Below are 19,491 nucleotides of genomic sequence, written 5' to 3'. Positions count from 1 at the left end.
GATGGACAAAGTCATTGATGTGGATATCATCGAGGATGACCGGGATAAGTCGGAAAAGCGTGATTTTATACCACCGGAGGTCCTTTATGATGAACTCATTGAAAAAGTAAAAAAATACCATCCCTCGGCGGATGTGACCCTGATAAAAAAAGCGTATCAGATTGCTTATGATGCGCATAAGGGGCAGGTGCGCAAGTCCGGGGAACCTTATATTATTCATCCAATTTGTGTGGCGATCATTCTGGCCGATCTGGAATTGGATAAAGAAACGATCGTCGGCGGGCTCCTCCATGATGTGGTGGAGGATACGGTGATGACGCGGGAAGATATTGAGGCGGAGTTCGGTTCCGAGGTTGCGCTGATCGTTGACGGCGTTACCAAATTGGGACAGTTGTCCTATTCTTCGGATAAGGTGGAAGTCCAGGCGGAAAATCTGCGGAAGATGTTTCTGGCTATGGCGAAGGATATCCGTGTCATCCTTATTAAGCTGGCGGACCGGCTGCATAATATGCGGACCCTCAAATATATGAAACCGGAAAAACAGAAGGAAAAAGCCAGAGAGACGATGGATATCTATGCGCCGATCGCTCAGCGTCTCGGTATTTCCAAGATTAAGATCGAGCTGGATGATCTGGCTCTCCGGTATCTGGAGCCGGATGTCTATTATAATCTGGCGAAAAGTATCGCCTCAAAAAAGAGCGAGAGAGAAGCCTTTGTCCGCGCCATTGTCGATGAGGTCAGCCAGCATATGAAGAACGGCGGCATCAAGGCGGAAGTCAGCGGCCGGGTTAAACATTTCTTCAGCATTTACCGTAAGATGGTCAATCAGGATAAGACGCTGGATCAGATTTATGATTTATTTGCGGTGCGCATTATCGTGGATTCGGTGAAGGACTGTTATGCGGCTCTGGGGCTGATCCATGAGATGTATAAACCGATTCCGGGGCGTTTTAAAGATTATATCGCCATGCCGAAGCCGAATATGTATCAGTCTTTGCATACAACGCTGATCGGCCCTTCGGGGCAGCCTTTTGAGATTCAGATCAGAACCTTTGAGATGCATAAAACGGCGGAATATGGTATCGCGGCCCATTGGAAATATAAAGAGGACCCGAATGGAAAGAATATTGAGAATAATGAAGAGGCCAAGCTGACCTGGCTGCGTCAGATTCTGGAGTGGCAGAGGGATATGTCCGATAATAAGGAGTTTATGAGCCTTCTGAAAAATGATCTGGATTTATTCTCAGAGAGTGTTTATTGCTTTACGCCGGCGGGAGATGTAAAAAATCTTCCGAATGGTTCAACGCCGATCGACTTTGCCTACAGTATTCACAGTGCGGTCGGCAATAAGATGGTTGGAGCCAGAGTGAACGGCAAATTGGTAACGATCGATTATCAGATTCAGAATGGGGACCGTATTGAGGTCATCACCTCTCAGAATTCCAAGGGCCCGAGCAGGGACTGGCTGAATATTGTTAAGAGTACCCAGGCAAAGAATAAGATCAATCAGTGGTTTAAGACCCAGTACAAGGAGGACAACATTCTCCGGGGCAAAGAACAGCTGGATAAATACTGTAAGACAAAGAGTATTGTTCTGAGCGAGATCCTTAAACCGGAATATATGGATAAGGTAATCCGAAAATATGGTTTCCGGGATTGGGACGCGGTACTGGCGGCTGTCGGACACGGCGGTTTAAAGGAAGGCCAGGTCATCAATAAGCTGGTTGAGGAAGATAATAAAAAGAAGAAAAAAGAAGTCACGGATACCCAGGTACTTAAAAATATTTCTGAGATCAGTAAAAAACCGGCGGATGACCGGCATGAGAAAAAAGGCAAGAGCGGCATTATCGTCAAAGGACTGGATGATGTGGCCGTGCGGTTTTCAAAATGCTGTAATCCGGTGCCGGGGGATGAGATCGTCGGCTTTGTCACCCGTGGAAGGGGTGTATCGATTCATCGGACGGACTGTGTAAATATGATTCATATTTCCGAGGAAGACCGGGCGCGGATCCTGGAAGCCGAGTGGTCGGCCGCGCCGGATGAAGTGACCGGAAAAGCATATAAGGCAGATATCAATATCTATGTGGAGGACCGTGTCGGCGTGCTTGTCGAGGTTGCCAGAGTATTTACCGAAAATGAAATCAATGTGACGGCCATGTCCAGCCGTTCCGGCAAAAATAATACGGCAACGATCAACGCGGCTTTTGATATTCACAGCGTAGCTCAGTTAAATAAAGTCATTGACAAGCTGAGAAATCTGGAATGTGTTTATGATATCGAGCGAACAACAGGAGGCTGATACCAATGAATCTTGCAATTCGAATGATGGTCCTCGGGCCAGTTCAGACAAACTGCTATTTTTTAATTAATGAAGATACAAAAGAGGTATTAATTGTGGACCCGGCAGACCGGGCGCAGAAGATCATCGAGTGGATCAACAGCGAGGGATTGAAGCCGGTGGCTATTCTTTTGACTCATGGCCATTTTGATCATATTATGGGTGTGGCCGGTGTGAAAAAAGAATATAACATTCCGATTTATGCCAGCAGGGACGAGACAGAGGTTCTTGCGGATCCGCAGATCAACGTTTCCACGATGATGGGCGCCTATATGTCCATGAAGGCGGATGAACTGTTTTCTGACGGCGATGTGCTGGAACTGGCGGGAATGAAGCTGAAAGTGATCTCCACGCCGGGTCATACGATTGGAAGCGTATGTTTTTATATGGAGGAGGAAAAGGTGCTGATCAGCGGCGATACCCTGTTTGAAGCCTCTGTGGGACGGTCGGATTTTCCTACGGGAAGCAGCCGCCAGTTGATCGAATCCATTAAGACACGGCTTTTTGTGCTCCCGGATGATACGGATGTCTTTCCGGGACACGGCGGAACAACGAGTATTGCTTACGAGAAGGCACATAATCCATTTATTTATTAAAAGAAACGATGATAGATTTAATTTTAAACGAAGAAAGATATGAAAATGATATCCGGGCTCTCCTCATGGCATTTTACCATGGGGAGAAAATTTTCGCCCGGAAAACGGAAAATGAGGCGGAAGACGGAAAGAAAATGGCGCCGGAGAAGGCGGGCCGGACGTTGGAGGCTATTTATGGCGGAAACAGCCTTCGGCTGACCTTGCGGGATGAAGCGGGCCGGGTGCTCGGGGAAAGATTGATCGCGGATTTCCCGGAGGAGCGAAAGGCCGGAAAAAATTGTCTGAAAACGGGGCTTTATGACCTGCTCTGCGAGGTGACGGGCCGAACGCTGCCCTGGGGGACTTTGACCGGAATTCGCCCGACAAAAATCCCAATGACTTTTTATGATGCGGGATATTCTATCGAAGAAGCGGCGGAGCATCTGCGGCAGACCTATAAGGTGTCGGAAGAAAAGATCCGTCTCTGCACCCGGGTGGCGTCCAATGAAAAACGGATTTTGGAAGGTATTGACGGGGAACATTCCTTCAGTCTCTATGTGGGGATTCCTTTCTGCCCGACAATCTGCCTTTACTGTTCCTTTTCCTCCTACCCGCTGGGCGTATGGGCGGACCGGGTGGATGATTATCTGGAAGCTTTATTTAAGGAGATCCGCCGGGTGAGCCGGATGGTAGATAAACGTTGCCTGACAACAGTCTATATGGGCGGCGGAACGCCGACGTCCCTGACCGGGGAGCAGATGGACCGGCTGCTGTATACGCTGGAAGAGAATTTTGATCTGGACGCGGCCCGGGAGTTTACGATCGAGGCGGGACGGCCCGACAGCATCGATGAGAGTAAGCTGCAAGTGATGAAAGCTCATGGAATTCAGCGAATTTCCATTAATCCGCAGACGTTGAATCAGAAAACCCTGGATGTGATCGGGCGGCGGCATACGGTGGAAGATGTGGAGCGGGCCTTTTATATGGCACGGCAGGTCGGCTTTTCAAATATCAATATGGATCTGATCTTGGGTCTTCCGGGAGAAAAATCCGGGGACGTGGAAAAAACACTGGAAGGGATTCGCCGATTGGGGCCGGACAGTCTGACGGTACATTCGCTGGCTGTGAAGCGGGCATCCCGTTTGAATCAGAATCTGGAGCTTTATCTGCCGGCGCCTCAGGAAGAGGTCAACCGGATGATCGATATGGCCTGGCATGAGGCCGAAGCCATGGGGATGGAGCCTTATTATCTCTACCGTCAGAAAAATATGGCGGGAAATCTGGAAAATGTGGGCTATGCCAAACCGGGAAAAGAATGTCTTTACAATATTCTTATTATGGAGGAAAAGCAGAACATTATTGCCGTCGGCGCCGGCGGTTCGTCAAAAATTCTCTATCCGGCGGAGAATCGGCTGGAACGGGTGGAAAATGTAAAAAGTGTTAAAGACTATATTGAGCGCATCGATGAGATGATTGAGAGAAAAGAGCGAAATTTTCCAAATTCCGGAATATTTGAAAAAAGGGCTTGAAAAAATGAAATGGGTGTGCTAATCTACATTAAGACAAGGAAGTCGAGAAAGGCTATCCTTGTCTTTTTTTATCCCGGAGGGAAACTAAGCTGAAAAAATTTCCAAATGCTGTAAGAATTGGAAATTTATTCAATACATGAAAAGAATACGTGGAAGAAGTATATGCAAGAAAGGAATGGTAAGAGATGAGCAAAGAGAATACAGGAAGACCTGTCCAGCCACCTTTGTACAGACCTGAATTTGAACATGACAATTGCGGAATAGGGGCGGTTGTTAATATTAAAGGAATCAAAACCCATGCGACGGTGGAGCAGGCCCTCACGATCGTTGAGACACTGGAACATCGGGCCGGAAAGGATGCCGAGGGAAAGACCGGCGACGGCGTTGGTATCCTGCTTCAGATTTCCCATCGCTTTTTCAGTAAAGTGACAAAGGAACTGGGCCTTGACATCGGCGGGGAGAGAGAGTATGGAATCGGTATGTTTTTCTTCCCGCAGGATGAGCTTGAAAGAAATCAGGCAAAAAAAATGCTGGAAATCGTTGTGGAAAAAGAAGGGCTGGAATTTCTGGGATGGCGTACCGTGCCGATCGTACCGGAGGTTCTTGGAAATAAAGCGCTGGATTGTATGCCGTATATTATGCAGGGATTTATTAAAAAACCGGCGAAGGTCAATAAGGGCATTGATTTTGACCGAAAGCTTTACATAGCGCGGCGTATATTTGAACAGTCCAATGAAAATACTTATGTGGTTTCTATGTCCAGCCGTACCATTGTTTATAAAGGTATGTTTCTTGTCGGACAGCTTCGACAGTTTTTTACCGATCTGCAGGATGAGGATTATGAATCTGCCATTGCTACCGTCCATTCCCGTTTCAGCACCAATACAACGCCAAGCTGGATGCGCGCCCATCCAAACCGCTTTATTGTCCACAACGGGGAGATTAATACGATTCAGGGAAATGCGGACCGTATGCTGGCCCGGGAGGAGACGATGAGTTCTCAGATCATGAATTCGGAAGATATGGGCAAGGTACTTCCGGTCATCAACAGTTCCGGCTCCGATTCTGCCATGCTTGATAATACGCTGGAATTCCTTGTTATGAACGGGCTGGAGCTGCCGCTGGCGGTGATGGTCCTCATTCCAGAACCATGGATCAACAATCGGAATATGAGTCAGGCAAAGAAAGACTTTTATCAATATTATGCGACCATGATGGAGCCCTGGGACGGACCGGCTTCGATTGTCTTTTCCGATGGTGATCTCATGGGCGCTATTCTGGACAGAAACGGTCTTCGGCCTTCCAGATATTATGTGACGGATGATGATACTCTGATTCTTTCTTCCGAGGTCGGCGCACTGGAGATCCCGCCGGAGAAGGTTGTCTTAAAGGAACGTCTTCATCCGGGCAAAATGCTTCTTGTGGATACGGTGAGAGGCAAATTGATCGATGATAATGAATTAAAGGAATACTATGCGTCACGGAAGCCTTACGGAGAATGGGTGGATAAAAATCTGGTTGAGCTGTCCAGCCTGAAGATTCCGAATAAACGGGTGGAAAGCTATACAAAGGAGGAGCGGATACGCCTTCAGAAGGCCTTTGGCTATACTTATGAAGAATTAAAGACTTCGATCTTGCCGATGGCCCAGACGGGAACAGAGCCGATCGCCGCCATGGGTATTGACAGCCCGCTGCCTGTTCTTTCGGAAAAGCATCAGCCTTTGTTCAAATATTTTAAACAGCGGTTTGCCCAGGTGACAAATCCGCCGATCGATGCGATCCGCGAGGAGGTCGTTACTTCCACATCGGTGTATATCGGACCGGAAGGCAATCTGCTGGAAGAAAAAGAAGAAAACTGCAAGGTCATTAAAATCAAGAATCCGATTTTGACCAATACAGATCTGATGAAGATTAAAAATATGAATGTGGAGGGCTTTAAAGTTCAGACCATTCCGATCATATACTATAAAAATACATCTCTGGAGAAAGCCATTGACCATATGTTTGTGGAAGCGGACCGGGCTTACCGGGACGGCGTGAATATGCTGATCCTCTCCGACAGGGGAGTGGATGAAAATCATGTGGCGATTCCGTCTCTGCTGGCGGTTTCCGCGCTGGAGCATTATCTGGTCCGCACGAAAAAGCGGACGGCGCTGGCGATGATCCTGGAGAGTGCGGAGCCGAGGGAGGTTCATCATTTTGCCACCCTGCTCGGCTATGGCGCTTCGGCAATCAATCCGTATCTGGCCCAGGAATCGATCAAAGAACTGATTGATTCCAATATGCTGGATAAGGATTATTATGCGGCGGTGGACGATTATAATAATGCGGTGCTCCACGGCATTGTCAAGATTGCTTCCAAGATGGGGGTATCGACGATTCAGTCCTATCAGGGGTCTCAGATTTTTGAGGCCATCGGTATTAATAAAGATGTGATTGATAAATACTTTACAAATACAGTCAGCCGCATTGGCGGAATCGGCCTGGACGATATTGCGAAGGAAGTGAATTTCCTCCATTCGCAGGCCTTTGACCCGCTGGATCTGGGAATCGATCTATCTCTGGACAGCTCAGGCAGTCATAAATTCCGCAGCGGCAAGGAAGAACATCTTTACGACCCGAATACGATCCATCTTCTTCAGGAATCCACCCGCCGCGGTGATTATCAAATGTTTAAAGAATACAGTGCGGCGATCAATGATGAGTCCCGCACGATGAATCTGCGTGGATTGATGGACTTTAATTATCCTGAAACGGGGATTCCGATTGAAGAGGTTGAGAGTGTGGATTCCATTGTCCGGCGTTTTAAGACAGGGGCCATGTCCTACGGTTCTATTTCGCAGGAAGCCCATGAAACTCTGGCGATCGCCATGAATAAGATTCACGGAAAATCCAACAGCGGTGAGGGCGGCGAGAGCCTGGAACGTCTGACTGTCGGGAAAGACGGTTTAAATAAATGTTCGGCCATTAAGCAGGTGGCTTCCGGGCGTTTTGGCGTGACGAGCCGCTATCTTGTCAGCGCCAATGAGATTCAGATTAAAATGGCGCAGGGCGCAAAACCGGGAGAAGGCGGTCATCTTCCCGGCGGAAAGGTATATCCGTGGGTTGCAAAAACAAGACATTCCACACCGGGTGTTTCCCTGATCTCACCGCCGCCGCACCATGATATCTATTCAATCGAGGATTTGGCCCAGTTGATCTATGACCTTAAAAATGCCAACAGGGATGCGCGGATCTCCGTCAAACTGGTGTCTGAGGCCGGAGTCGGCACGGTAGCCGCCGGCGTTGCCAAAGCCGGCGCCCAGGTCATTCTCATTTCCGGTTATGACGGCGGTACGGGGGCTGCGCCGAGAACTTCCATTCACAATGCGGGCCTTCCATGGGAGCTTGGTTTGGCTGAGACCCATCAGACATTGATCATGAATGATCTGCGTTCCAAAGTCCGGCTGGAAACCGACGGCAAGCTGATGACCGGCCGGGATGTGGCCATTGCAGCCATGCTCGGTGCGGAGGAATTCGGTTTTGCCACGGCGCCGCTGGTAACTATGGGATGTGTGATGATGCGTGTATGTAATCTGGATACCTGTCCGGTTGGCGTGGCTACCCAGAATCCGGAGCTGCGCAAACGTTTCAAGGGAAAACCGGAGTATGTCATCAACTTTATGCACTTTGTGGCCCAGGAGCTTCGTGAATATATGGCAAAACTGGGTGTGCGCACAGTGGATGAGCTGGTTGGCCGGAGCGATCTGCTGAAAGTGAAGGAACATGCGGCAGGAAAATGGACGGATAAGATTGATTTGTCAGCGATCATCAATAATCCGTATCTGGATACGGACAGAGGCATGAAATTCGACCCTGCTCAGGTTTATGATTTTGAACTGGAAAAGACACTGGATATGCAGGTGTTGATGAAAGAATTCAAATCGGCCCTTCATAATAAGAAGAAAAAGAAAATTGAGATCAATGTGAAGAATACGGACCGCTCCCTTGGAACCATTTTCGGTTCGGAGATCACAAAGCGGTATCACGATACATTGGAGGACGATACCTTTGTTGTAAAATGTCACGGCAGCGGCGGCCAGAGCTTTGGCGCCTTTATTCCAAAGGGGCTGACATTGAATTTGATCGGCGACAGCAATGATTATTTCGGCAAGGGATTGTCCGGCGGCAAGCTGACATTGGCTCCGCCAAAGAATATTAAGTTTAAACCCCATGAAAATATCATCGTGGGCAATGTGGCCCTCTATGGGGCAACCAGCGGAAAAGCCTTTATCAACGGTGTGGCCGGCGAGCGTTTCTGCGTTCGTAATTCGGGGGCGCTGGCGGTTGTCGAGGGTGTCGGAGATCATGGCTGCGAATATATGACCGGCGGCCGGGTCGTTATCCTCGGCGGCACGGGCAAGAACTTTGCGGCCGGTATGAGCGGCGGTATTGCCTATGTTCTGGATGAAAAGAGTGATTTCTATACAAGGGTCAATAAGGAACTTGTTTCCCTGGAACAGGTGACTTCCAAATACGATGTTCAGGAATTAAAGGAAATGATCACGGAGCATGTGGAAGCTACCGGTTCGGAGATGGGTAAAAAGGTATTGGATAACTTTGTTGATTATCTGCCGAAGTTTAAAAAGGTTCTTCCGCATGATTACAGCAAGATGCAGACAGCCATTGCCCATATGGAAGAAAAGGGGCTGAGCATTGATCAGGCACAGATTGAAGCATTTTATGCGAATAAGAGAGGATAAGGAGGTAAAGCGTCATGGGAAAACCAACAGGATTTATAGATTTTGAAAGACAGAACAGTACGACCATTGCCCCTGAAGAACGGATCAAAAATTTTGATGAATTCCACATTCCTCTGAGCAGAGAATGTCAGCAGACACAGGGCGGCCGCTGTATGGACTGCGGCGTACCGTTTTGCCAGTACGGACAGATGATCGGTGGCATGGCTTCCGGCTGTCCGCTGAACAATCTGATTCCCGAATGGAATGATTTGATTTACAGAGGAAACTGGGAGCGGGCGTTAAAACGGCTTAAAAAGACAAACAATTTTCCGGAGTTTACATCCCGGGTGTGTCCGGCCCTCTGCGAAGCCGCCTGCACCTGCAATATCAACGGACTTCCGGTATCTGTGAAGGAAAATGAACATGGGATTATCGAATATGGTTATGAAAACGGCCTGATCCAGCCGGAACCGCCGAAGGTTCGCACAGGGAAACGGATTGCGGTTGTCGGTTCGGGGCCGGCCGGTCTGGCCGCCGCGGACCAGTTAAATCACCGGGGACATCAGGTGACGGTTTTTGAGCGCAGTGACCGGATCGGCGGCCTGCTCCGTTACGGTATTCCGAATATGAAGCTGGAGAAACAGGTGATCGACCGCCGGGTGGATATTATGAAGGCCGAGGGCGTTGAGTTTATTACGAATGTTAATGTGGGTATTGACGTCAAGCCGGCACGGCTCATGCGGGAATATGACGCGGTGATCCTTGCCTGCGGCGCTTCAAATCCAAGGGATATTAAGGTGCCGGGAAGAGAAAGTAAAGGCATATATTTTGCGGTGGATTATCTGACCATGGTCACAAAAAGCCTTTTAAATTCTGATCTTCAGGATGGAAAGCTTTCGGAGGTAAAGGATAAAAAAGTGATGGTCATCGGCGGCGGAGATACGGGAAATGACTGTGTCGGAACATCGATCCGCCTCGGCGCGGCTTCTGTGATCCAGCTTGAAATGATGCCGAAGGCGCCGGATACCAGGGCCGATGACAATCCGTGGCCGGAGTGGCCGAAAATCTGTAAGACTGATTACGGCCAGGAAGAAAGTATTGCGGTGTTCGGCCATGATCCGCGGGTTTATCAGACAACGGTCAAGGAATTCATTGCGGATGAAAAAGGCAATGTATGTAAGGCAGTGCTTGTCAAGCTGGAATTCAAGAAGGATGCGGAGACCGGGCGGATGAATATGTGTGAGGTGCCAGGCAGCGAATACATTGAGGATGTGGACTTGGTGCTTATTGCCGCCGGATTTCTCGGAAGCCAGGCTTATGTCACAAAGGCTTTCGGCGTGGATGTGGATGGACGCACGAATGTTGCCACTGCGCCGGGAGATTATAAGACAAGCAAGGAAAAAGTTTTTGTTGCCGGTGATATGCACCGGGGTCAGTCCCTCGTTGTCTGGGCGATTCGTGAGGGAAGGGATGTGTCGAAAACTGTCGATAAATATCTTATGGGGTATACAAACTTATAATTTTTGTTAAAATCAAATAGTAAGTAAATTCTACCATTGAAAAAATGCGGAACTGTTCTCTGCCGATTCTTACATTCTGATGTGCGGCAGAGAACAGTTTTTTTGACGAAAACAGTCGATGGATGATAATTGAATTTACCAATCTGTGTGATATAATAGACTCATCTTTTATGATATATCATTTTTAGATGCTTTTATTATGGGCTCTCGGACAGAGGGCGCATACATTTCCAAATGTTTCGGTTCAGAAACAGATTCCATAGTTTATGAGTATAAAGTGGTGATATTTTATGATGTTATCACGCAGAAAGGAATGAATGATAACGAGAAATTTATTTATTGTACAGGTGGAGAATTACGAGAGACACAGAGATGCATTGGAGAAGGGACCGTATATACGGCAGATGGATCTGGCTTTAAGCTGCCGTCAGCTTATCCGGATGACCCCCCGGGAAATGCGGACAAAACGGGTGACCTGGGATATGCTGAGGCAATGGGATATATCTCCCGAAGAACTGTTTCGACAGGCCGGGGAGAATTCAAGAAGACAATTGCCGCCGATGGTGGAGATTATGAGCGATGTCATCAAAGGCTTCCTTATGGAAGAATTTCTGGAGGCTGCCAAAGAAAATATGGAGCAGGCGTTGAAAAATGCCGAGACAGAGTATCAGAAACTTTTTGGCGGGCAGGCCGATAAGCTGCCTGAAATATATATTATCAGCAATGAACTTCGTGTTCAGGGAGCTTCTGTCATTTTTTACACGGATGTATTGGAACATTTTGCGGCGGAAAAAAAATCGGACTTGATCTTACTGCCGAGCAGTATTCACGAGTGGCTTGTGCTGACGGAGGCTTCGGCCGGAGAAATTCCGGGGCTGGAGGCGATGGTGCGGGATGCAAATGCCAAGGTCGTTTTGCCGGAAGAGATTTTGTCCGAACACGTCTATAAATATACAATGAAAACACGAAAGATTGAAATTGTCGGTTTTGAAGCCGCCTAATGTGTAGAATACGGGCTTGATATGCCGATTTTCTTGCGATATAATAGTAGCTATCTGATGAAAAGGAGTAAAAGTGATGAAATTTATTAAGACCCCCGTGAAGGGAATGTGTGATATGCTGCCGGCGGATATGCGCATGCGGGAGCACGTGTTGGGCATGATTAAGGAAAGCTATGCAAAATATGGTTTTATGCAGATAGAGACACCCGTAATGGAACATATTGAAAATCTGACATCGAAGCAGGGCGGCGATAATGAGAAGCTTATTTTTAAAGTGATGAAGCGGGGAGCTGATCTGCAGCGGGCGATTGACTCCGGAAATCAGGAATTTGCCGACAATGGTCTGCGCTATGATCTGACGGTGCCTCTTGCGAGATATTATGCAAATAATAAAGAAAACCTCCCAACGCCGTTTAAAGCGCTTCAGATCGGAAACGTGTGGCGTGCAGACAAGCCTCAAAAGGGACGTTTCCGCCAGTTTACCCAGTGTGATATCGACATTCTCGGTGATGAAACCAATCTGGCGGAGATCGAGCTGATCGCGGCTACCTCGGATATGCTGTCTCAGATTTTCGCGGAAGTCGGCATTTCAGAGTTTACGATACACATTAATGACCGTCGGATCTTATCGGCTATTGCTCTGCAGGCCGGATTTAAGGAGGAAGAAATTCCGTCGGTTTTGATTTCCCTGGATAAATTTGACAAGATTGGATTAGAGGGTATTCATGCGGAATTGGTTGAAAATGGTTATGCCGAGGATGTGGTGGAGCGTTATCTTGCGGTCTATAAGGCGACAGATGCCGCGGATTGCGGAACATTCTGCCAGGGCATTGACGGACAGTTCCTGGATGCTTCGGTGATTAATAATGTGGAAGAGATTATTTCCTGCGCTAAGGCAATGATTTCGGATAAGGTGACGATTTCCTTTGATCCGACCCTTGTCCGCGGCATGGGTTATTATACCGGCCCGATTTTTGAGGTCAGCATCAACGGTTACAATTTCTCGATTGCCGGCGGCGGAAGATATGATAAAATGATTGGAAAATTCAGCGGCCAGGATGTTCATGCCACAGGCTTTTCCATCGGCTTTGAGCGTATTATTACGATCTTAAAAGATAAAATGGATGACGGTGCAAAAATCAGTGCGGACAATCAGGCAATTTTGATCGCGAAGGATGTTCCGCTGGATAAAAAGATTGCTTTATTTAAAGAGGCAAAGGCGTTGCGCGCGGAGGGAGCCGTTGTCACGATTCAGCCAATGCGCAAGAATGTCAAGCAGCAGATCACAAAGCTTGAAAATGAAGGATTTAATAATTTCAGAAAAATCTATAAGGATTAATCATAAGGAGAGAAAAAAAATGTCTGAATCAATGAAAGGATTAAAGAGAACCCATCGCTGTGCGGAGCTGGACAGCGCCAATGTGGGCGAAATCGTTACCGTGATGGGATGGGTGCAGAAAAGCCGGAATAAAGGCGGTATTATATTTGTCGATTTAAGAGACCGCAGCGGCCTTCTCCAGATTATTTTTGAAGAAGCAGATGCCGGAAGTGAAAATTTTGCCAAGGCTGAAAAACTCCGCGCCGAGTTTGTTGTAGCGGTGGTCGGCCGTGTGGAACAGCGGGCCGGCGGTATCAATAAGAACCTGAAAACCGGTGAAATAGAAATCCGTGCATCTGAACTTCGTATTTTATCCGAATCCGAGACACCGCCGTTTCCTATCGAGGAAAACAGCAAGACAAAAGAGGAATTACGTTTAAAATATCGTTATCTGGATTTGAGACGGCCGGATCTGCAGAGAAATCTCATGATGCGGAGCAAGGCGGCAACGGTCATTCGGAATTTCCTTTCGGAGGAGGGCTTCCTTGAGATTGAAACGCCGATCCTCGGAAAGAGTACGCCGGAGGGCGCCAGGGATTATCTTGTGCCAAGCCGTGTACATCCCGGAAATTTCTACGGCCTGCCTCAGTCACCTCAGTTGTTCAAACAGCTGCTGATGTGTTCCGGCTACGACCGTTATTTTCAGATTGCAAAATGTTTCCGTGATGAGGATCTGCGTGCGGACCGTCAGCCGGAATTTACCCAGATTGATATGGAATTATCCTTTGTGGATGTGGATGACGTGATTGAAGTGAATGAACGGCTTCTGGCGCGTCTCTTTAAGGAAATCATCGGGCTGGATGTGCAGCTGCCGATTCCGCGTATGACCTGGCAGGAAGCGATGGACCGTTTCGGCTCGGACAAGCCGGATACCCGTTTCGGCATGGAGCTTCAGGATGTGAGCGATGTGGTTAAAGACTGCGAGTTTGTCGTATTCAAAGGCGCGCTTGAGGACGGCGGTTCGGTTCGCGGCATCAATGCCAAAGGACAGGGCGGCATGCCGCGTAAGAAAATCGATGCGCTTGTGAAATTTGCGAAGGATTACGGCGCAAAGGGTCTTGCCTATATCGCGATTCAGGAAGACGGCACGGTAAAATCTTCCTTTGCCAAATTTATGAAGGATGAAGAGATGAGCGCCCTGATTCAGGCGATGGGCGGTGAAAACGGCGATCTGCTTCTCTTTGCGGCCGATAAGAATAAAGTGGTTTATGATGTTCTCGGCGCTTTGCGTCTGGAACTGGCGGATAAGATGGGGCTGATCGATAAAAATAAATTTAATTTCCTCTGGGTGACCGAATTCCCATTGCTGGAGTGGTCTGAGGAAGAGGGACGTTATACCGCCATGCATCATCCGTTTACTATGCCGATGGAGGAGGATCTGCAGTATATTGACAGTGATCCGGGCAGAGTACGCGCAAAGGCTTATGACATTGTTTTGAACGGTACGGAAATCGGCGGCGGCAGCGTTCGTATTTTCCAGAATCATGTTCAGGAAAAGATGTTCGAGGTCCTTGGCTTTGAAAGGGAAGACGCCTATGAGCGCTTCGGTTTCCTTTTAAATGCATTTAAATATGGCGTTCCGCCTCACGCAGGTCTGGCCTATGGATTTGACCGTCTGATCATGATCATGGCCGGTATGGACAGTATTCGGGATGTGATCGCATTTCCGAAGGTGAAGGATGCGTCCTGCCTTATGACGGATGCGCCGAATGTGGTTGACGCTGTTCAGTTAAAAGAACTCGGAATTGATATTGCCGTGGAAGAAGAGTTGTGATATTCTGATACGGTAAAGCGATATAATAAATAAGATCATGGAGGTACAAAATGTATTCATTAGATGAATTGAGAAACACAGATGCTGAGATTGCTCAGGTGATTGAAGACGAATTAGCCAGACAGAATTCCCATATTGAGCTGATCGCATCTGAAAACTGGGTAAGTCATGCAGTGATGTCGGCGATGGGAAGCCCATTGACAAATAAATATGCAGAAGGTTATCCGGGAAAACGTTATTATGGCGGCTGTGAATGCGTTGATGTTGCTGAAAATCTGGCGATCGAGCGGGCGAAGGAGCTTTTTGGCTGTGATTATGCGAATGTTCAGCCTCATTCCGGCGCTCAGGCAAATCTGGCGGTATTTTTTGCCATGCTGGAGCCCGGAGATACGGTGATGGGCATGAACCTCGATCATGGCGGTCATTTGACCCATGGAAGCCCGGTAAATATATCCGGTAAATATTTTAAAATTGTACCTTATGGTGTAAACGATGAAGGTTTTATTGATTATGATGAACTTCGCCGTATTGCCCTGGAAGCGAAGCCGAAGCTGATCGTGGCCGGAGCCAGCGCTTATGCAAGAACCATCGATTTCAAAAAGTTCAGAGAAGTGGCTGATGAAGCGGGCGCATATCTGATGGTGGATATGGCTCACATTGCGGGGCTTGTCGCGGCAGGCCTTCATCCGAGTCCGATTCCTTATGCGGATGTGGTAACAACGACAACGCATAAGACATTGCGGGGACCTCGCGGCGGCCTGATCCTTGCCAATGAGGAAGCGGCAAAGAAGTTTAATTTTAATAAAGCTGTATTCCCTGGAATTCAGGGCGGACCTTTGATGCATGTCATTGCTTCAAAGGCTGTATGCTTCAAAGAGGCGCTTTCCGATGAATTTAAAGCCTATCAGAAACAGATCATTGATAATGCTCAGGCTCTGGCAAAAGGACTTATGTCCAGGGGCGTGGATATTGTTTCCGGCGGTACGGACAATCATCTGATGTTGGTTGATCTGAGAAGCCTGAATCTGACCGGAAAACAGGCGGAAAAAATGTTGGATGAAGTGAATATCACCTGCAATAAGAATACGATTCCAAATGACCCTCAGTCTCCGTTTGTCACAAGCGGCGTTCGTCTCGGCACACCGTCAGCGACAACCCGTGGATTGAAGGAAGAAGATATGGACGCTATTGCGGAAGCCATTGCATTGACATTAAAGGATTTTGATGCAAATAAAGAGAAAGCAAAAGCGATTGTCGATGGTATTACAGCAAAATATCCATTAAACTAGAATAAAACGAAAAATGAACAGGCCCCGGTCAGTGTACCGGGGCTTTTGGTGAATCAGGAGATGAGTAAAATGAAAGTATTATTAATTAACGGGAGTCCCCATGAACATGGATGTACGAATCGGGCCTTGGAGGAGGTCGCAGCGTCCTTAAAAGCAAACGGTGTGGACAGTGAGATTTTCTGGATCGGCAAGGGTGATATTCATGGATGTATTGCCTGCTACAAATGCGGCGGAAACAGTAACCACTGTGTTTTTGATGATGAAGTTAATCAGGCTTTAATAAAAATGCAGGAAGCCGATGGCCTGATCGTGGGCTCACCGGTTTACTATGCCTCCTTAAACGGCGCTTTGAGCGCTTTTTTGGACCGGATGTTCTGCTGCGGCGATTGTTTCCATCATAAACCGGCCGCTGCGGTTGCTTCAGCCCGCCGTGCAGGGACAACAGCTACATTGGATATCATTCAGAAATATTTTACGATCAGCCAGATGCCGCTGGTATCTTCCCAGTATTGGAATATGGTTCACGGCGCCTGCCCGGAGGATGTGGAAAAGGACTTGGAAGGGCTTCAAACGATGCGTACCCTCGGACAAAATATGGCATGGCTGCTGAAATGTATTGAGGCCGGAAAGAAGGCGGGGATCGATATTCCGGAAACAGAAGCAAAGATTAAAACGAATTTTATTCTTTGACAGTTTTGCTTGAGTGTAGTATGATAAAAACACGATATTCTTTCTTCGGGAATGAGAAATTCTCTACTGGCGGTAAAGCCCGCGAGCGAAAGCTGATCCGGTGGGACTCCGGAGCCAACAGACAGTCTGGACGGGAGAAGAAGATGTATCACTAATGCTGGATATAATCTTTCTTTTCTATGTATCGGATGAAAGAAATAAATAGGACATCCAGTATGGAAATATTTTTAAGTTTCTCTGCTGGATGTTTTTTTATGGATACGGCAGAGATGATATCCAGATAATTCATCTTTTACAAAAAGGAGAGGGAGTGTTCAAATGGAGGAAGTCAAAGAAATAAAAAATCCATTGGAAACGGAGCCCATCAGCCGGTTGATCTTAAAATATTCGGTGCCGACGGCTCTGACATTGATGGTTAATTATCTCTATAATATTGTTGATCAGATGTTTGTCGGCCAGGGGGTCGGGATTACGGGGATGGCGGCGACCAATGTGGCCTTTCCTCTGACAATTATCGCTACGGCGCTGGGCCTTTTGATCGGGGACGGCGGCGCGGCGAACATTAGTCTCTGCCTGGGGCGGAAGGAGCAGGAAAAAGCTGATAAAATTGCGGGGCATGCGGTGACCATGCTTGTTCTTGCCGGTGTGGCGCTGTGGCTTGTGAGCAGCTTGTTTGCGCCGGGACTTGTTCGGCTTTTAGGTGCGACGGAAACTGCTTTTCAGAATTCCCTGACATATATTCGGACAATTGCCTGGGGACTGCCTTTTTTAATGCTGTGTACGTCACTTACGGCAATCATCCGTGCCGATGGAAATCCTCAGTATACAATGAAATGTATGATGACGGGGGCAGTTATCAATATTGTGCTGGACTGGTTGTTTATTTTTCCGTGTCATATGGGCGTATTTGGCGCCGGATTGGCTACTGTCATCGGCCAGATTGTGTCCGGAAGTCTTTGTTTTGCTTATCTGAGAAAATTAAAAACAGTGCATATACATAAAGAGGCCCTGAAGCTGACGGGGCCCTTAGTGGGAAACATACTTTCACTGGGCTTTCCGAGTTTGATCACCCAGATTATGACTGCGATTGTGCAGATCATTATGAATAATCTGATGCGGATCTGCGGCGCTCAGAGCGCCTACGGAAGTGATATTGCCCTGTCAGTGTATGGCATGATGATGAAGATTTATCAGATTGCCCATGCCATGTTTGTCGGGGTGTCTTCCGCAACCCAGCCGATCAACGGCTATAATTTCGGCGCGAAGCATTATGACCGGGTTCGAAAGACATATAAAACGGCGGCGGCCATTGCCATTCTTATTTCGGCTGTGTGGTTTGTTGTTTATCAATTGCTGCCGGGACAGATTGCCGGACTTTTTGTATCGGGCAATCCTTTGTACACAGAGTGCGCGGTCCATTGTTTTCGTATTTATATGATGGCTTTCTTCCTTTACGGCCTGCATATGACGACGGCTTCTTTCTTTCAGGGAATCGGAAAACCATCAAGGGCGCTTATTATTTCCGTGGTGCGCCAGGCCGTGCTCATGATTCCTTTATCCCTTATTTTATCGGGGAAATTCGGCCTTGACGGGGCTTTGATGGCTGCGCCGGTGACGGACACGCTGGTCTTTATTCTGGCGCTTGGGCTGGCTGTCAGCGAATTTAAACAATGGAAAAAGAATGGATTTTAAGGAGAGTAGAATGATGAGAAAATATTTGAAATATATTATACTGGCTGTTTTAAGCGCTTTGCTTCTTTTGAACGGAGGATGTTCAGAAAAAGATAATGTGACGAGTATTCCGGCAGAAACGGCGGCAGCAACGGAGACAGAAATGACTAACGCGGCATCAGAGGATGAAACGGCGGCAGCAGATGCAGAGACATCCTATGAAACGGAAACCGAAGCAGTTTTGGATGAAAGCGGCTCCTATACGTCGAAGGAAGATGTGGCGCTCTATATTTATACTTATGGAAAGCTGCCGGAAAATTTCATCACGAAAAAAGAGGCGAAAAAACTCGGATGGGATGGCGGTTCATTGGAGCCTTATGCTCCGGGCATGGCGATTGGCGGCGACCGATTTGGAAACTATGAAGGCCTGCTCCCGGAAGAAGACGGCGTGACCTATACAGAGTGCGATATCGACACTGTGGGCGCCAAGTCCCGGGGCGCAAAGCGGATTGTTTTCTCCAATACGGGAAATATTTATTATACAGAAGATCATTATGAAAGTTTTGAACAGCTTTACGGGGAGGAATAGCCGTGAAAGAAATCTCTTTAGACGGGAAATATCTGCAGCGAACCGGGGAAGGGCATTTATACTTAATGCAAATGCTTGATTTTCCGGAGTATTACGGCAAAAATATGGATGCACTCTATGATTTGCTGACGGAAATCGCCGAACCTGTAACTCTCCGAATAGAAAATTCAGAGGCGATGGATGCGCAAATGCGGCGGGTATTTCAGGAGGCAGCTTTGGATAATGAAGGGGTGCTTTTCGTGAATTTTGTCGATAAATAAATCGGTTTTCACACCACGCTTCGACAGGTTTTTCAAGCGACTTATGTTAATCTTTCATTGTAAGATAAAAGAAATCATGATACAATGAAGGAGGAAAAGAATTGAAGAACAATAATAATCAAAAACCTGTACGTAAGCCGTTAAATAAATTAACAT

The 19,491-nt window shown here is 47.6% G+C and carries 13 protein-coding genes and 1 riboswitch; all 13 genes read left to right on the top strand.

Annotation, left to right across the window (positions count from 1 at the left end):
* Nucleotide 1 precedes the first annotated feature (1 nt).
* Complete coding sequence (locus ACMN7X_RS14850) at nt 2-2,299, top strand: RelA/SpoT family protein (RefSeq protein WP_418748231.1); 2,298 nt, start codon at nt 2-4, stop codon at nt 2,297-2,299.
* A gap of 5 nt (nt 2,300-2,304) precedes the next feature.
* Nucleotides 2,305-2,934: an MBL fold metallo-hydrolase gene (locus tag ACMN7X_RS14845; RefSeq protein WP_418748230.1), complete on the top strand. Its 630-nt coding sequence runs from the start codon at nt 2,305-2,307 to the stop codon at nt 2,932-2,934.
* 8 nt (nt 2,935-2,942) lie between these two features.
* The gene (hemZ, locus tag ACMN7X_RS14840) at nt 2,943-4,442 is read left to right on the top strand and encodes a coproporphyrinogen dehydrogenase HemZ (RefSeq protein WP_418748229.1); all 1,500 of its coding nucleotides are present in this window, start codon (nt 2,943-2,945) and stop codon (nt 4,440-4,442) included.
* Between the two features lie 185 nt (nt 4,443-4,627).
* Nucleotides 4,628-9,184: a glutamate synthase large subunit gene (gene gltB, locus ACMN7X_RS14835; RefSeq protein WP_418748228.1), complete on the top strand. Its 4,557-nt coding sequence runs from the start codon at nt 4,628-4,630 to the stop codon at nt 9,182-9,184.
* Between the two features lie 14 nt (nt 9,185-9,198).
* On the top strand, nt 9,199-10,683 hold the full coding sequence (locus tag ACMN7X_RS14830) for a glutamate synthase subunit beta (protein WP_418748227.1): 1,485 nt from the start codon (nt 9,199-9,201) through the stop codon (nt 10,681-10,683).
* Nucleotides 10,684-11,000: 317 nt separating this feature from the next.
* Nucleotides 11,001-11,684 (top strand): DUF5688 family protein, encoded by a 684-nt coding sequence (locus ACMN7X_RS14825; RefSeq protein WP_418748226.1) that lies wholly within the window; start codon nt 11,001-11,003, stop codon nt 11,682-11,684.
* Between the two features lie 76 nt (nt 11,685-11,760).
* A complete protein-coding gene (gene hisS, locus ACMN7X_RS14820) occupies nt 11,761-13,023 on the top strand; it encodes a histidine--tRNA ligase (RefSeq protein ID WP_418748225.1) in 1,263 nt (420 codons plus the stop codon).
* A 19-nt stretch (nt 13,024-13,042) separates the two neighbouring features.
* Nucleotides 13,043-14,836, top strand: a complete 1,794-nt coding sequence (gene aspS, locus ACMN7X_RS14815; protein WP_418748224.1) for an aspartate--tRNA ligase — start codon at nt 13,043-13,045, stop codon at nt 14,834-14,836.
* 50 nt (nt 14,837-14,886) lie between these two features.
* Nucleotides 14,887-16,125 (top strand): serine hydroxymethyltransferase, encoded by a 1,239-nt coding sequence (glyA, locus tag ACMN7X_RS14810; RefSeq protein WP_418748223.1) that lies wholly within the window; start codon nt 14,887-14,889, stop codon nt 16,123-16,125.
* A gap of 69 nt (nt 16,126-16,194) precedes the next feature.
* Nucleotides 16,195-16,815: a flavodoxin family protein gene (locus ACMN7X_RS14805; protein WP_418748222.1), complete on the top strand. Its 621-nt coding sequence runs from the start codon at nt 16,195-16,197 to the stop codon at nt 16,813-16,815.
* A 37-nt stretch (nt 16,816-16,852) separates the two neighbouring features.
* A riboswitch (FMN riboswitch) is annotated at nt 16,853-16,961 on the top strand.
* Between the two features lie 172 nt (nt 16,962-17,133).
* Nucleotides 17,134-18,507 carry an MATE family efflux transporter gene (locus ACMN7X_RS14800; protein WP_418748221.1) on the top strand — a complete coding sequence of 458 codons (1,374 nt, stop codon included), beginning with the start codon at nt 17,134-17,136 and terminating at the stop codon, nt 18,505-18,507.
* A gap of 10 nt (nt 18,508-18,517) precedes the next feature.
* Nucleotides 18,518-19,075 carry a ribonuclease domain-containing protein gene (locus ACMN7X_RS14795; protein WP_418748220.1) on the top strand — a complete coding sequence of 186 codons (558 nt, stop codon included), beginning with the start codon at nt 18,518-18,520 and terminating at the stop codon, nt 19,073-19,075.
* Nucleotides 19,076-19,077: 2 nt separating this feature from the next.
* Nucleotides 19,078-19,335, top strand: coding sequence for a barstar family protein (locus ACMN7X_RS14790; protein WP_418748219.1), 258 nt, complete (start codon nt 19,078-19,080; stop codon nt 19,333-19,335).
* Nucleotides 19,336-19,491: the final 156 nt, after the last annotated feature.

This window comes from Frisingicoccus sp., from assembly GCF_048388605.1.
GTDB lineage: Bacteria > Bacillota > Clostridia > Lachnospirales > Lachnospiraceae > Frisingicoccus.
The sequence above is the reverse complement of the archived record's forward strand: the minus strand, read 5'-3'. Positions and strand labels throughout refer to the sequence as shown.